Origin of the sequence: Propionimicrobium sp. PCR01-08-3, from assembly GCF_030286045.1 — a bacterium.
Lineage (GTDB): Bacteria > Actinomycetota > Actinomycetes > Propionibacteriales > Propionibacteriaceae > Brooklawnia.
The window spans coordinates 2,554,594-2,568,248 of sequence record NZ_CP127390.1; the positions used below are offsets into that span (position 1 = coordinate 2,554,594).

The following is a 13,655-nucleotide window of genomic DNA, read 5'->3' on the forward strand; positions in this document are numbered from 1 at the left end:
GATGCGAACGAACAACCTCGGATCCTCAACCGCAACGCGCAACGAGTTGGACGAGCACGTCCACCAATTTGTCGCTGACCTGCTCGTCCGGAACTGCGAGCCTGATCCAATTCGGGCCAAGACCGGGGAAAGTGTCGCAGCGCCGCACGGCGAAGCCCCGTTCGGCCAGTGATTCGACCGGGTTGGGCACGTTCAGGGCAGAGACGTCGACCAACACGAAGGGTGTTTGCGGATCACCGGCCACCGGGAAGCCTGCCGCGCTCAGCGCATCCACCAGATGCTCGCGCTCGCGCGCAACTTGGACGAGCAGTTCAGCTGCGGACTCGTTGGCCTTGGCGGTGGTGGTCGCGATCATGGCGTCCAATGCAGGGGTGGACACCGGCCACGGCTCCTGATGGCACGCCATCTCAGCGATCAGGGACGCATCCCCGACCACGAACCCGGCCCGAAGTCCCGCGATCCCCCACAGCTTGGTCAACGATCTGGTGACCAGCAGGCCGGCCAGCTCGCCGCGGAACATGGATTCGGCTTCGCCCGGCACGAAGTCCATGAAGGCCTCATCGACCAGCACGATCCGGCCCGGACGCACGAGTTTGCGGATCTGGTCAGCCGAGTGCAGGACGCCGGTCGGGTTGGTGGGGTTCCCGATGATCACCAGATCGCGGTCAGCGCCGATCCGGCTCGCATCCAGCCGGAAACCCTCATCTGCGCGCAGCATCAGCCTGCGCACCTGATGCCCGGCCGTACGGAAAGCGACCTCAGGTTCAGTGAACTGCGGGTGCACGATCAGTACCTTGCGCTCCGGGAAAGTTCTCGCGACGAGAGTGAATGCGTCGGCTGCACCGGCCGTCAGCAAAAGTTGATCCGCGGCCAGACCGTGCTTGGAGGCCAGCGCCTGCTGTGCTTGTTCGGCGACCGGGTAGGCCATCCAGTGGTCCGCGCCGGACGCGACTTCGGACAGCAACCATCCAGGAGCGGGGCGCACGTTGACGGCCAGATCGACCAGGCCCGGGCGAAGCTGGGCGTCACCGTGGTGCCGCAGATTAGGTTCCGGGATCGGTTCCTGCTCGGCGACCGGCTCCCAGCGCGCACCTGAGGTGGCGAATGCCGCGCATGCCTCGGCGAAGCGTTGTGCCTGTTCGGGATAGCCGGCCCAGTGAATGTGCTGATAGGACGCCAGCACCGAGTCAGTTGCCAGGCCCTCGTGGCGTCCGGATGCCTGGTCTACCAGCCACGCAGCGACGGGCCGCGAACTGCCGCCACGCAATGTCGTCATCGTCCGATGGAACTCGTGGGAATAGACCGTCTCTCCGGCGCGGGTGACCAGCGAGTCCGATTCGGCGACCAGTTCGCGGTATCCCATGGTCAGCCGCGGCGACATCTGGGCGTCCAGCGGCAGGGCGTCCGCCATGTCCATGCCATCGAGGGTGTGGCACAGATACAGCAGCCCGGCGCATTCGGCGACCGTCGGCAGGCCTGTACCAACAGCCGCGCGAACGTCGGCCAGCAGAGGACGGTTCGCGGCAAGTTCTTCAGCGTAGATCTCCGGGAAGCCGCCGCCGATATAGAGTCCGTGAGCCCCGGCGGGAAGCCGGCGATCGGTCATCGGGTCGAATTCGACGACCTCGCAGCCAGCCGCTTGCAGCAGCTCCGTGGTCTCGGCATAGCGGAAGGTGAAGGCGCGACCGGCTGCGACCGCGACCCGCGGGCGCCCGTTCACCCTTGTCATCTCAGCATCGGGCGACCATGGTTGCACATCCAATTGGGCTGACGAGCGCGCAATCGCCAGCACGGCATCAAGATCTACATGGTCTACAACGAGCTTGGCGGCCGACTCGATGACCGCCCGCGCCTGGTCGCGTTCGGCGGCGGGAACCAATCCCAGATGTCTGGATGGCACGATCAGATCCTTCGACCGTGGGATTGCGCCCAGCACCTGCAGCCCGACCTCGTCGAAGGCATCGCGCAGCTCGTCCACGGCGCGCGCCGAACCGGCCTTGTTGATGATCACCCCGGCGACCTTGGGGGCGTGAGGATGCGACGCCAGGCCGTACGCCGAAGCCGCGAGTGTGCGGGAGACTCCGCTGGCGTCCATCACCAAGACGACGGGCGCGTCGATCAGCTCGGCGACATGAGCCGTTGAGCCGAATCCGCGGCGTCCGCCGGCCGTTTCCGCTCCATCCGTGGAAGCCTTCGCAGGCGGCACCGGAGCGGGTTTTTGTTGCTGGTGGATGTCACTCTGAGCGCCTTCGGATGCGGACGCGCGGCGAGCGGCTGTCGGACGACCGGAAGTCACGCCCAGGCGGCCGTCGTAGAGCCCCATCACCCCTTCGACCACAGAGACGTCTGCCCCGGCAGCCCCGTGCGCGAACAGCGGCGCGATCCTCGAGGTACCGCACAGCCAGGCGTCCAGGTTGCGACCGGGCAGCCCGGTTGCCACCGTGTGGTAGCCGGGGTCGATGTAGTCCGGCCCGACCTTGAAGGGCGCGACCTTTAGCCCGCGGTCATGCAGGGCGGCCATCAGCCCGATGCTGACTGTAGTCTTGCCGGAACTCGAGTTCGGTGCGGCCAGCACGATCCGCGGATAGTTCGTCACCATCGTCACCATTCGATTCCGGCCTGGCCCTTTTCACCCTTGTCAAAGGGATGTTTGATCTTGCGCATCTCGGTAACCAGGTCGGCCGCGTCGATCAGACCCGCGGGGGCGTTGCGTCCGGTGATCACCACGTGCTGATGGCCAGGCCGATTCTTCAGGATCCGGACGACTTCGTCGGTATCGAGCCAGCCCTTGGCCAGTACGTGACAGAACTCGTCCAAGATGATCAGGTCGTGCGTTTGGGATTCCAGCCGCTCCCGGACGATCCCCCACCCCTTTTCTGCCAGCTCGCGCTGATTGGCCTTGGCCCCGGCACGGGTTGCGGTGCGTCCCTCGCCGAAGTTCATCCACTCCACCGAGCCGCCCTGGCCGGTGCGCTGATGCACGCCGTTCAGGGTCTGGAAGGCCAGCCTTTCGCCAGTCGGCCAGGTGGAGGTCTTGATGAACTGGAAAACGCCGACCGACCAGCCCTGCGACCAGCCGCGCAACCCGACGCCGAATGCCGCTGTCGATTTCCCCTTGCCGTCGCCGGTATTCACGATCAATCTCGGTTGCAGGCGCAGCTGGCGCGAGGTCTTGGGTTCGGATTCGATCTCGGAGTATTCGCAGACGTCCAAAGTGTCGTCAGAGGGGACTCCCGCCTGCGAGCCGGCGCCATGAGCCAGCTCGAGCAGCCGGTCGAGGTCGACCTTCTGCTCGACTGCGTCGGCCAGCATGTTGATCATGTTTTCCCTGGCCGCCGCGTATCCGACCGCGCCAGGTTGCGGACGCCAGCCCGACCCGGTCAACTCAGAGACGCGGGTCAGGAACGCCGTGCGGAAGTCGTCGTTTTCCAGGCTGCCATGCAACATCGTGCCGAACGTGGCGCCCACTTGCCAACCGTCCAGGAACGGCTCGGCGTCGCCGGTCAGCTCACAGATGCCGTGGTGAATCTCGTAGCCATGTACCTGTTGACCGTTCCATTCGTAACCGGCCTGCCGAGTGACCTTCTCGTCCGAGAATTGCACCTCGATCGGCAGCAGACCGAGACCTTTCACCTGGCCTTTGCGGGTCTCTATTTCGTCCTCAATGGTCGTGGCCAGCATTTCGTAGCCGCCGCAGATCCCCAGGAGCGGATGCCCGGATGCGTGCCTTTTCACGATGACCTCTTCCAGACCGTGGCTGCGCAGCCACGTCAGATCGTCGACGGTGGAGCGGGACCCGGGCAAGATCACCAAGTCGGCTGCCTCCACGACATAGGGATCATCGGTCATTGTGACGTCGACGCCGGGCGTATTGGCCAGCGCCTCGACATCGGTAGCATTCGAGATTCTGGGGAACCGCAGCACGGCCACCTTCAGCTGGGCCATGCCGTCCAGGACAGGGCCGACTTCGGAGCGCCAGCGATCGACCTGCAGCGCGTCCTCGCCGTCCATCCAGACGCCCTCAAGCCAGGGCAGCACGCCGAGATTCTCCATGCCGGTGCGCCGGGCGATGTCGTCCAGCCCGGGGTCGAGCACACTCTGATCGCCCCGGAATTTGTTGATGATGAACCCGGCCAACAGCGCCCGGTCGGCCTCCGAGACGATGCCCCAGGTGCCAAACAGGCTGGCCAGGATGCCGCCGCGATCGATGTCGCCGACCAGCACCACGGGCAAGTTGAACCGCTGAGCGAGCCCCATGTTCACGTAGTCACCGGAGCGAAGATTCGTTTCGGCGGGCGAGCCGGCCCCCTCAACAACCACGACCTCGTGGTTCTCGGCCAACTCCTGGTAGGCGGCGAACGCCGATTCGGCCAGCTGGCGGCGTCCGGTAGCGAACTCGCCGGCCTCCAGGGTGCCGGCCGGGCGTCCGCGCAGCACCACGAACGACCGCCGATCCGTGCCCGGCTTGAGCAGCACCGGGTTGAGGATGCTGGTCGGCTCGACCCCGGCGGCCTGGGCCTGCAGGTACTGCGCGCGACCGATCTCGGAGCCGTCCGCGCACACCATGGAATTGTTCGACATGTTCTGCGCCTTGAAGGGCACCACGTCGATGCCACGGCGGGCCAGGGCCCGGCAGATTCCGCTCACCACGAGAGATTTCCCGGCGTCGGACGAGGTTCCCGCGATCAGGATTCCTGCCATCGTTGCTCCTTCATCGGTGATTCGGTTCGTGGGCTAATAGGCTCGAGCGCGTGAGAGTGCTGGTATTGGGTGGCACGGCCGATGGCCGCGAGTTGGCCGCCAAGCTTGAAGCGAGAGGCATCGACGTGGTGACCTCGGTGGCCGGACGAACCAGCCGGGCACGCAGCCAGCCGGGCGCCAGGGTGGGCGGCTTCGGTGGGGTCGACGGTCTGATCGACTACCTGCGCGCTAGTGAGATGGACGCAGTAGTGGACGCGACTCACCCGTTCGCGGCGAGGATGACCGCCAACGCCGCTCAGGCGTGCGTGGCGACCGGCACCCCGCTGCTGCGGTTCACCCGCCCGAGCTGGGCCGATCGTCCGGATGCCGATAGCTGGACGTGGGTGCCCGATCATGCCGCAGCCGCACGAGCCGCAGCAAAGGCCAGAGGCCGGATCTTGCTCACCGTAGGACGCCAGCCGCTGCCCGCCTACGGCGGATTGCCCGACGTGCTGGCAAGAGTGGCCGAGTGGCAGGGCGACCCGATTCCCGCAGGCTTCCGGATTCTGGAATCTCGCGGCCCGTTCGATCTCGACGACGAGCTCGCCCTGCTGCGTGATGAACAGATCACGATGCTGGTCAGCAAGGATTCCGGGGGCGACGACAATGCCGCCAAGTTGGACGCCGCCACGTCCCTCCGCATCCCGGTGGTGATGATCGCTCGCCCGCCCCTGCCCGACGGAATCGAACAGGTTACCAGCGTCGATAAAGCAGTCGTTTGGGTGACGGCGGTAGGTGGCGGTCGGGCTTAATTCTGCCCCGTTCGATGCTGATGTCCTTGTGCCACCGGCCCGGGCAACGCCATGGTCGCATCCGTGAGGTCGCGCCGCAACGGCTTGTGGTTTATCAGCAGTTGCCGGAGTTTCCGCACGCCACGCGCGCCCGTCTCCACTTACTCTCATCAAGCAGGCGCCGGACAAAGATGACCTGCTGGCCCTGCTATCAAGACAAGCACTTATCACCATTCCGACCGATCGTTCTTCTCAATTCTGTGCTTCGTCCACCTGAACCGCCTGCGCCAGTTCAAGCTCGGCGACCGCGCCGATGATGGTGATCGCGGGCGGTGTCACTCCCGCCCGCACGGCCAGGCCGGCGAGTTCGCTGACCGGGGCGCGCAGCGTCCGCATCTGATCCGAGCCCGCGTTCATCACGATCGCGGCGGGCGTCCGATCGTCCAGACCGGCACCGAGCAGTTCGGCGACGATCTCGGGCAGGTACTTGACCCCCATCAGGATGACCAGCGTGGTGCCGGTTGTGGCCATCGCTCGCCAGTTCAAAGACGAGCGCGGATCACCCGGCGGCACATGGCCGCTGACGATGGTGACCCCTTGTGCCAAGCCACGATGCGTCACCGGGATACCGGCCAGCGCGGGTGCTGCGATCGATGAGCTCACACCGGGAATCAGGCGCACCGGGACGCCTGCGGCCGCGCACTCCAGCGCCTCCTCGCCGCCGCGGCCGAACAAGAAGTTGTCGCCACCCTTGAACCGGACGACCTTCTTGCCGGCCAGGGCATGCTCGATGAGCATCGCATTGATGTCGTCCTGGGAGGTCTGCGGGCCGCGCGGAATCTTGCCCACATCGACCTTCTCGGCGTCCGGCCTGGCCTCGTCGAGCACCTCGAGGGGCGCCAGCCGGTCATAGATGATGACGTCGGCCTGCTGGATGGCGCGCAGCCCACCGACGGTGATCAGGTCGGGGTCTCCGGGGCCTCCACCCACCAGGACGACCGTGCCGGGCTCAAGCGGTTGTAACATCTTTCTCCTTATCAGAGATAGTTCGGACAGGCCGTGGCCTGCTGCGGTCATCCAGGATCCGAAACGTCCTCGCCGTGAGCGAGCCTATCTGTGCAGCCGCCGAGCCGGTACCCTCGTGGGTTGTGAGCACATCTGAGCTTCCCACGCCCGCCGAGCTTGCCGAATGCAGCACGACTCCCGGACTGCCCGACGAGGCGTTCGAGCACGACGGCCTGATCACCAAACGGCACGTGCGGGCGAGCGCGTTCGCGTTCCTGCGTCCGGCCGCGGGCGAGCTGATGTGGGATGTCGGGCTGGGCTCGGGGGCAATGGCCATCGAATGGTGCCGAGCCGCGCCTGGCGCGACGGCGATCGGCCTCGAACGCAAGGCGGAGCGCGCAGAACGGGCCGTCCGCAATATCGAACGCATGGTTCCCGGACGCGTCCAAGTAGTCATTGGTGAGGCATCGAAAACCCTGGCCGGCTTGCCCGCGCCGGATGCGATCTTCATCGGCGGAGGGGTCACCGACGGCGTGCTGGACGGCTGTTGGCAGGCTCTCAAGCCGGGCGGACGCATCGTCGCGCACGGGGTCACGCTCGACACCGAAGCACTGCTGGCCGAGCGATACCGAACATACGGCGGCTCACTCACCCGGCTCGCGATCGAGAACGCCGAGCCGCTGGGCCGGTTCCTCAGCTGGACGCCTGCCCGCGCGGTCACCCAGTGGGCGTGCACCAAGCAATAGGCGAGACCAGTCCGGCTGGTACCTCTCGTCACCGGGAAAGTAGCTATCTTCACGGCCGGCGCAAACCCCTGGTATCCAAAGCCGACACGATCTCGTCCATCGTCCGGGGGCAGGAGTCGAGCCCGAGCCGGATCGCGAGTTCGAGCTGCCAAGGCTGCCGCAAGTGAGCCTGGCTCACTAGCTCGGTGTCGGAGAGCATCGCGGTGATCGCGCCCTGATGCACCTGCCCGGCGGCGACGACCGCCGCCTCATCCGCCCACGACAAGGCGAAATCCACATCGTGGGTGGCCAACGCGATAGTGGTGCCACGGGCGGTCAGCCGTTCCAGTGCCGAGCGGACGTCTTCGACACCCGCCGGGTCGAGACCCGCGGTCGGCTCGTCCAACAGCAGCACGTCCGGACGCATGGCCACCGCGCCCGCGATGGTCACGCGCTTGCGCTCGCCGTAGGACAGTTGATGGGTGGGACGATCGGCCAGGTGGGTGATGCCCAGCAGATCGAGGGCCTCGTCCACCCGGGCGCGCGCCTCGTCCTCGGCGAGTCCGAGATTCAGCGGGCCGAAGGCGACATCCTGGGTGACGTCCGCCGAGAACAACTGATCGTCCGGATCTTGCAGAACCAGCTGGACGCGCCGGCGGTGATCTCGCAAACCGTGCTTGTTGTGCTTGAGCCTGACACCGGCGAGCAGGATCTCGCCCGCGTCGGGCTTATGAGCTCCCGACAAGCAGCGCAACAACGTGGTCTTGCCGGAACCATTCGCGCCGAGCAGCGCCAGCCGGGTGCCAACCTCAAGTTCGCAGCAGGCCTGCTTCAAGACCGGCTGGGCTCCGGGATAGGACGCCACGATGTCATGTGCGGCGAGGATCATGAAAGAACCTTCCACAAGACTGTGATGAGCCAGATGCCTGCGATCAGCGCAGCAGAACGCACCAGGAACTTCGGGGAGGCGGGAAGCCTGCGCGGCAACGTGACCAGGTCGCCTTCGATCCCCCGGGCGGCCAGGCCGTCGGTGAGCCGGCTCGCGCGATCCCAGGAGCGGATCAGCAAGGTGCCCATGGTGTTCGCCGCGGTGTCGAGGCGTCTCTTGAGTGGCCTCGGGCCTGCCGGGGCATTGCCCAGCCTGGCGACCTGCGCGGCGTGCATGGCGAGCGCGGTGTCGAGCAGCACGAACAGCAGCCGGTAAATGAGCGATGCCACTTCGACCAGCGGCCCGGGTATGCCCTTCTGCCGGCACCAGCCGAGCAGGTCGACCATCGGGGTCGTGGTGGCCAGTAACAGCACCGCCAAGGTACCCGCCGATGACCGGGCGAACAGCTGCAATGCGGTCAGCGCCGAGGCCTGGTTCATCGAGAGCGGGCCCAGCGCGAACCAGGCGTCCGAGGGAGGGGTGCCGACCATGATGCCCACCGAGATCGAACCGATCAGGATGAAGACCAGCGGTGCACTGAACGCGATGGCCAATGTGCGAACCGGGATGCGTGCCGGACCGAGCGCCGAGACCACCGAGGCCAGCGCGACCGACGGCGCGGTGGGCCACGCCGGAGCGATCAGGGCCGTGAGAATCAGCCCGATGCCGAGCAGCAGCTTCTCGCCGACCCTGATGTGCCGCCACGGGGCTGCCCAGGCGGCATCATCGAGAGCGATCATTGGAGCTATTCGACGGCCGGGGCCGGTTCGTCCTCGTGGGTTGGATCGGAATGAATCGCATCGGATGCCGGTGATGTGGACGCAGCACCTGCGCCCGCAAGCTCTTCTTTCTGCTTGGCGCGGCCACGCAGGTTGCCGAGCGCGAAACCGACGATGCCGGCGCCGAGGGCAGCCTGCAGAGCGAACAGCCCAGACTCGATCTCGCCCGAACCGGGCTCGAAGATCGGCTGGAACCAGGGTTCGGCGCCCTCATCCTCCAGAGTCTCCGAGACGATCGAGTCGGTACCGGCGAAGCTCTCTTCGTCCCCACTCGGCTTGGGAGCCATGACGAACGAGATCACGAAAATGGCGACAATCGCCGCGAGCAGGCCGAAGGTGATCCAGGGGTTCTTCTTAAGCATGGGTGGACTCCTCTGCCTCGAGGAGGCTGCCGGCCTTGGCAGTATCGGTCGTCTCGGGCTTGGGCGTGAGAAGGCCGCGGCGCTCCAGTTCGGGACGCACCACACCGGCCAGGAAGCGGAACAACAGCACCCCGACGAAGCCCTCGGCGATCGCCAGCGGAATCTGCGTGATGGCGAAGACGCTCAGGAACTTCGCCACCGCACCACCGAAGCCGGAGACCGGATCGGGGTGGGCGATGGCCAGCTGCACCGAGGTGACACAGTAGGTGCTCAGATCAGCAAAGAACATGGCCGCGAAGATCGCCACCGATGGCCCGAGCTTGCGGCAGAGCTTGTAGGCGCCGTAACCGATCCAGGGTCCCGCGATCGCCATCGAGAAGACGTTCGCGCCCAGCGTGGTGATGCCGTCATGGGCCAGCAGCAGCGCCTGGAAGAGCAACACCACCGTGCCCAAGAAGGCCATCACCGGCGGTTTGAAGAGGACGGCGCCCACGCCCGTGCCGGTGGGATGCGAGGAGGAACCGGTGACCGAAGGCAGCTTGATGGCCGACAGCACGAAGGTGAAGGCGCCCGCGACGGCCAGCAGCATCTTGTTCTCGGTCGATTCGCGGGCCTCTTTGAGGACACAACGTGCGCCATGAATGACGAAGGGGGCGGCTGCCACATACCAGGCAGCGCATTGAAGTGGAGGCAGAAAGCCTTCGGCGATATGCACGGAATCTCTCCTTTTGAGATGACGCGTCCCAACAATTCGATGAAGCACATCAAGACGAGTCTCTGACTCTCGTTCGGATAGAACGTTCACAGTGGCGCGACCGTGCTGGATCTTCCCAGCTTCCTCGTTACTTGACGCATATGCGATTCTAGGACACGACGTTTCGAGGCGACGAGGGGACCCCTAGTGAGCGTGACCTACGAGTATCTGACCGACGCAGCGGCAATCTATGACGAATCGTTCGCCACCATCCGCCGCGAAGCCGATCTGACGCGATTCCCCGACGATGTCGCGAAGGTCGTCGTCCGGATGATTCATGCCGCCGCTCAGACCGATCTGCCCGCAGATATCGCTTTCACGCCCGGGATCGTGTCGAGTGCCCGTGAGGCGCTGTGGAATGGTGCGCCCATCTTCTGCGATTCGACGATGACCGCCACCGGCATCATCCGTTCCCGACTGCCCAAGCAGAACGAGGTCGTCTGCCATCTCGGCGATCCCCGGCTGGCCGAGATGGCGAAAGAGCTCGGCACCACGAAGACGGCCGCGGCCGTCGATTTGTGGCTGCCGCGGCTGGATGGTGCGGTGGTTGCGATCGGAAACGCCCCCACCGCGTTGTTCCGGCTTCTTGAGGTGGTGCGCGACACTGGAGTGAAGCCCGCCGGAGTGATCGGGATTCCGGTCGGATTCGTCGGTGCCGCCGAGTCGAAGCAGGCGTTGATCGACAACCCGTTCGGGCTCGAATACCTGGTCTTGGCCGGACGCCGGGGTGGCTCTGCGATCACCGTTGCCGCCGTCAACGCCATCGCCAGCACCGACGAACGGACGAACAAGGTTCAGGCCTGAACCTCAGTCTGCCGATTTCCGCCTGCTGCGCATCCCTGCGCAGCACAGTCGACTGAGACGAGAGGAGAGCAAGCTTGCTTGTTCTCCTGAGGCGATTGAGGCTGTTGACGAACGAAGTGAGGAGCACGCTTGCTGGGCCCAGCCCAGGGCGCGGCGGCCCCGCTGTGCAATCAGACGTCGCTTCGATCCTCGGCCTTCTGATGCACGCGGTCTATGACCAGCAATGTGCCGATGACCGCCAGCCGCACCTCGGGTGGGGCCTGCGGGTCAATGCTCACCGAGTAGGCCGAGTTTTCCGCAAGTGACGACCCTAATGCGCGCGTCGTTCTACGGATCCAGGCCGCCACCGTTTCAGGGGCGCGGATCTCGAACTGGCTGGCCAAACTATCGGCGTCCACCTCGAGAACCAGCCCACTGGCCATCGCGACCTTGAGCCTGACGTTCAGGAGGCTGAGTTTCTTGGTGGCTGTGGCCAACCGCTCCCCGTTGGGCAGGGTGAAACGGTATTTGTCGGGGCCGACACCTACCGGGTCACTGATGTGCAGTAGTGGTGTGCCGTCCGCATCGATCAAGTCGAATTCGCGGCTACCTGCCACGAATCGCACGGCGTTGGGCCCGACCGTGCTGATCTTTCCGATCTGACGGCCGCCTTCACCGACCGCGAAGAAGTCGAAGTCGTTGGAGATGAGTTCCGTCGTCTCCTTGACCGTGAACATGGTGTAGTCGAGCAGAGACCGCGCGTCCGGATCAGCATTCATGGTTCCCCATTCTTGCGCGCGGGGGTCAGGGCATCGATCGGCCTACACGAAGGCGATGTAACGCAGGTAGACGTAGATCCAGGCGATCACGCAGCTGAAGACGGTGGTGATGATGCCGTATTTGGTGAAATGCCAGAACGAGATCTTATGACCGGCGCGGGCGGCGAGCCCGATACCGACGACATTTGCACTGGCTGCCACGGCGGTACCGTTTCCTCCAAAATCAGCGCCCAATGCGAATGCCCACCACAGGTAACTACCATCATGGAAATCGGCCCCATAGTTGACCAGAACGTCGACGATCGGGGCCATGGTGGCCGCATAGGGAATGTTGTCGAAGAATGCGCCCAGTGCCGCAGAACCGAATAGCAGCGTGCCCGCAGCAAGCGTGTAATCGTGCCCGACCGCGCCGATTGCCCACTGTCCGATCGCCTCGATGACGCCTGTATTGACCAGGCCGCCGACCATGATGAACAGACCGGCGAAGAAGACCAGAGTGGGCCACTCGACCTCGCCGATGATGTCCTTGATGTCGGTATCGGTCACCAGCACCATCACCAAGGCACCGATCAGCGCGATGATCGACGGCGCGATGTGCAACACCGAGTGCAAGGTAAACCCGACGATGACAAGCCCCAATACCACCAGGCTCGTGACCAGGGTCCGCACATCGGTGATGGCGCGGCGCTCGTTCATGGCCATAACCGAGTCAACGTATTCAGGATTAAAGTGAAACTCCTTGCGGAACATCACCCTGGTGAGCAACACGAAAAGCGCGAACGTGATGACCACGATCGGTGTCATATGGACGATGAAGTCGTTGAATGTCAGATTCGCCCTATTAGCGATGATGATATTCGGCGGATCGCCGATAAGCGTAGCGGCGCCGCCGATATTCGAGGCGAGAATTTCGGCGATGATGTAGGGCTGCGCCGGAATGTGCAATCTATTGCAGACGACGATGGTGACGGGCACCACCAGCATGATGATGGTCACATTGTCGAGAATCGGGGAAGCGATAGCAGTGATCAACATGAGCATCACCATCAATCGGTAGGGATGCCCCTTGGATTTCTTAGCCGCCCAGACCCCGAGGAATTCAAATACGCCGGTTTGCCTGAGCACGCCGACGATGATCATCATGCCCATCAGCAGGAAGATGACATCCCACTCGATGCCGACCTCGTGCGAATAGAAGACCTCGTTGCCGGGCGCGACCCCGGTGACGATCATCAGCGCCGAGGCGACCAGCACCACCAGAACCTTGCTGATCTTCTCGGAGGCGATCATCACGAAGGCGGCAACGAAAATGCCGAGGGCAAGGAATTCGTGCATCATAGGCGGGTCACTCCCATCCCCACCTCGCGCACACGGCCATCAACCCGACTCGTTGATGACCACGCCGCGCGCGTCCTCGCTTTGCGCGCCCGAAGTATGAAGCATTTCGGGCGCGGCAACATGGTCGACGACTGACGTCGCGGGGATCCGGCCAGCAGTGAGGGGCACGAGGACGCGGGCCACGCGTCCGGAGCGAGGACGCGGGTTACACGTAGGGCAACGCGACCGCGGCCAGCAGCCCGTTCAACGTGATGCACCCCGTCAGCTTGCCGGTCTCGTCCACCACCGCGATGAGCGGAGTGCGCGACTTCGACATGGCGATGACAACGTCGAGCACTGTGGCATCGGTGCGCACCTTGGTGAATTTCGGCTCGTCGGGTTCGAGACACTCCCCGAGAGACCGGGTGCCCATGTCCGACCAGAATTGATCGGCCGAGGCCTCGTCGATGGTGCGCGCCAGCGCGGAGTCGTCGAGATACTGGGAGACCATCAATCGCAGCACCTGGGCATCGGCCAGCACGTAGCGCGGCTTGTCGTCCCAATCTGTGACCACGAGGCCCGGCAGGCCCTCGTTGACCATGATCTTCACGGCGCGCGAAACCGGATCGCCCACCCTGACCGGGGGCAGCTTGATAGCCAGATCTTTTGCCTTCATGGCAGCTTTCCTTTGTCCACAAGAACGAAGCGACAAACATAGATGAGGCTAGCAAGCCTGACATTGATTTGGGTCC

13 protein-coding genes and 1 pseudogene are annotated in these 13,655 nt (G+C 64.6%); 3 read left to right on the forward strand and 11 right to left on the reverse strand.

All coding sequences use genetic code 11. The features are described from left to right. Nucleotides 1-25: 25 nt before the first annotated feature. From cobBC to QQ658_RS11830, 3 genes and pseudogenes are all read right to left on the reverse strand, one after another. Nucleotides 26-2,599, reverse strand: a complete 2,574-nt coding sequence (gene cobBC, locus QQ658_RS11820; RefSeq protein WP_286025041.1) for a bifunctional hydrogenobyrinic acid a,c-diamide synthase/histidinol phosphate aminotransferase CobBC — start codon at nt 2,597-2,599, stop codon at nt 26-28. A gap of 2 nt (nt 2,600-2,601) precedes the next feature. Beyond that, nucleotides 2,602-3,213, reverse strand: coding sequence for a cob(I)yrinic acid a,c-diamide adenosyltransferase (gene cobO / locus QQ658_RS11825; protein ID WP_286027108.1), 612 nt, complete (start codon nt 3,211-3,213; stop codon nt 2,602-2,604). Nucleotides 3,214-3,258: 45 nt separating this feature from the next. Continuing rightward, nucleotides 3,259-4,701: pseudogene (locus QQ658_RS11830) on the reverse strand (cobyric acid synthase); the annotation flags it as partial. Nucleotides 4,702-4,751: 50 nt separating this feature from the next. On the opposite strand from QQ658_RS11830, the gene QQ658_RS11835 reads away from it, so the two are divergent. Next, nucleotides 4,752-5,492 carry a cobalt-precorrin-6A reductase gene (locus QQ658_RS11835; protein WP_286025042.1) on the forward strand — a complete coding sequence of 247 codons (741 nt, stop codon included), beginning with the start codon at nt 4,752-4,754 and terminating at the stop codon, nt 5,490-5,492. A 231-nt stretch (nt 5,493-5,723) separates the two neighbouring features. On the opposite strand, the gene cobA is transcribed toward QQ658_RS11835, so the two are convergent. Then, on the reverse strand, nt 5,724-6,497 hold the full coding sequence (gene cobA, locus QQ658_RS11840) for a uroporphyrinogen-III C-methyltransferase (protein ID WP_286025043.1): 774 nt from the start codon (nt 6,495-6,497) through the stop codon (nt 5,724-5,726). A 122-nt stretch (nt 6,498-6,619) separates the two neighbouring features. Here cobA and cbiT point away from each other — a divergent pair, with 122 nt between their 5' ends. Next, nucleotides 6,620-7,222 (forward strand): precorrin-6Y C5,15-methyltransferase (decarboxylating) subunit CbiT, encoded by a 603-nt coding sequence (gene cbiT / locus QQ658_RS11845; protein WP_286025044.1) that lies wholly within the window; start codon nt 6,620-6,622, stop codon nt 7,220-7,222. Between the two features lie 49 nt (nt 7,223-7,271). Here the strand turns inward: cbiT and QQ658_RS11850 are convergent, their stop codons facing one another. From QQ658_RS11850 to QQ658_RS11865, 4 genes are read right to left on the reverse strand one after another with little or no spacing between them, the layout of a single operon-like run. Continuing rightward, nucleotides 7,272-8,090 (reverse strand): energy-coupling factor ABC transporter ATP-binding protein, encoded by an 819-nt coding sequence (locus tag QQ658_RS11850; RefSeq protein ID WP_286025045.1) that lies wholly within the window; start codon nt 8,088-8,090, stop codon nt 7,272-7,274. Further along, nucleotides 8,087-8,869, reverse strand: coding sequence for a cobalt ECF transporter T component CbiQ (gene cbiQ / locus QQ658_RS11855; RefSeq protein ID WP_286025046.1), 783 nt, complete (start codon nt 8,867-8,869; stop codon nt 8,087-8,089). The genes QQ658_RS11850 and cbiQ overlap by 4 nt, the downstream gene beginning before the upstream one ends. A gap of 5 nt (nt 8,870-8,874) precedes the next feature. Beyond that, nucleotides 8,875-9,270 (reverse strand): energy-coupling factor ABC transporter substrate-binding protein, encoded by a 396-nt coding sequence (locus tag QQ658_RS11860; RefSeq protein ID WP_286025047.1) that lies wholly within the window; start codon nt 9,268-9,270, stop codon nt 8,875-8,877. After that, nucleotides 9,263-9,985, reverse strand: coding sequence for an energy-coupling factor ABC transporter permease (locus QQ658_RS11865; RefSeq protein WP_286025048.1), 723 nt, complete (start codon nt 9,983-9,985; stop codon nt 9,263-9,265). The genes QQ658_RS11860 and QQ658_RS11865 overlap by 8 nt, the downstream gene beginning before the upstream one ends. A 186-nt stretch (nt 9,986-10,171) precedes the next feature. On the opposite strand from QQ658_RS11865, the gene QQ658_RS11870 reads away from it, so the two are divergent. Further along, complete coding sequence (locus QQ658_RS11870; protein ID WP_502928914.1) at nt 10,172-10,828, forward strand: precorrin-8X methylmutase; 657 nt, start codon at nt 10,172-10,174, stop codon at nt 10,826-10,828. A 170-nt stretch (nt 10,829-10,998) separates the two neighbouring features. Here QQ658_RS11870 and QQ658_RS11875 read toward each other — a convergent pair whose 3' ends face one another. The 3 genes from QQ658_RS11875 to QQ658_RS11885 form a co-directional block, all read right to left on the reverse strand. Further along, nucleotides 10,999-11,586 carry an LURP-one-related family protein gene (locus QQ658_RS11875; RefSeq protein WP_286025049.1) on the reverse strand — a complete coding sequence of 196 codons (588 nt, stop codon included), beginning with the start codon at nt 11,584-11,586 and terminating at the stop codon, nt 10,999-11,001. A gap of 42 nt (nt 11,587-11,628) precedes the next feature. Next, nucleotides 11,629-12,924: an ArsB/NhaD family transporter gene (locus tag QQ658_RS11880; protein WP_353057927.1), complete on the reverse strand. Its 1,296-nt coding sequence runs from the start codon at nt 12,922-12,924 to the stop codon at nt 11,629-11,631. Nucleotides 12,925-13,129: 205 nt separating this feature from the next. Then, on the reverse strand, nt 13,130-13,579 hold the full coding sequence (locus QQ658_RS11885) for a CBS domain-containing protein (RefSeq protein ID WP_286025050.1): 450 nt from the start codon (nt 13,577-13,579) through the stop codon (nt 13,130-13,132). Nucleotides 13,580-13,655: the final 76 nt, after the last annotated feature.

Excerpts from the sequence above, each read along its gene's own strand:
- cobBC (WP_286025041.1), bottom strand. The coding sequence starts at position 2,599 with ATGGTGACGAACTATCCGCGGATCGTGCTGGCCGCACCGAACTCGAGT.
- QQ658_RS11885 (WP_286025050.1), bottom strand. The coding sequence starts at position 13,579 with ATGAAGGCAAAAGATCTGGCTATCAAGCTGCCCCCGGTCAGGGTGGGC.
- QQ658_RS11860 (WP_286025047.1), bottom strand. The coding sequence starts at position 9,270 with ATGCTTAAGAAGAACCCCTGGATCACCTTCGGCCTGCTCGCGGCGATT.
- QQ658_RS11875 (WP_286025049.1), bottom strand. The coding sequence starts at position 11,586 with ATGAATGCTGATCCGGACGCGCGGTCTCTGCTCGACTACACCATGTTC.
- cbiQ (WP_286025046.1), bottom strand. The coding sequence starts at position 8,869 with ATGATCGCTCTCGATGATGCCGCCTGGGCAGCCCCGTGGCGGCACATC.
- QQ658_RS11850 (WP_286025045.1), bottom strand. The coding sequence starts at position 8,090 with ATGATCCTCGCCGCACATGACATCGTGGCGTCCTATCCCGGAGCCCAG.
- cobA (WP_286025043.1), bottom strand. The coding sequence starts at position 6,497 with ATGTTACAACCGCTTGAGCCCGGCACGGTCGTCCTGGTGGGTGGAGGC.
- QQ658_RS11880 (WP_353057927.1), bottom strand. The coding sequence starts at position 12,924 with ATGATGCACGAATTCCTTGCCCTCGGCATTTTCGTTGCCGCCTTCGTG.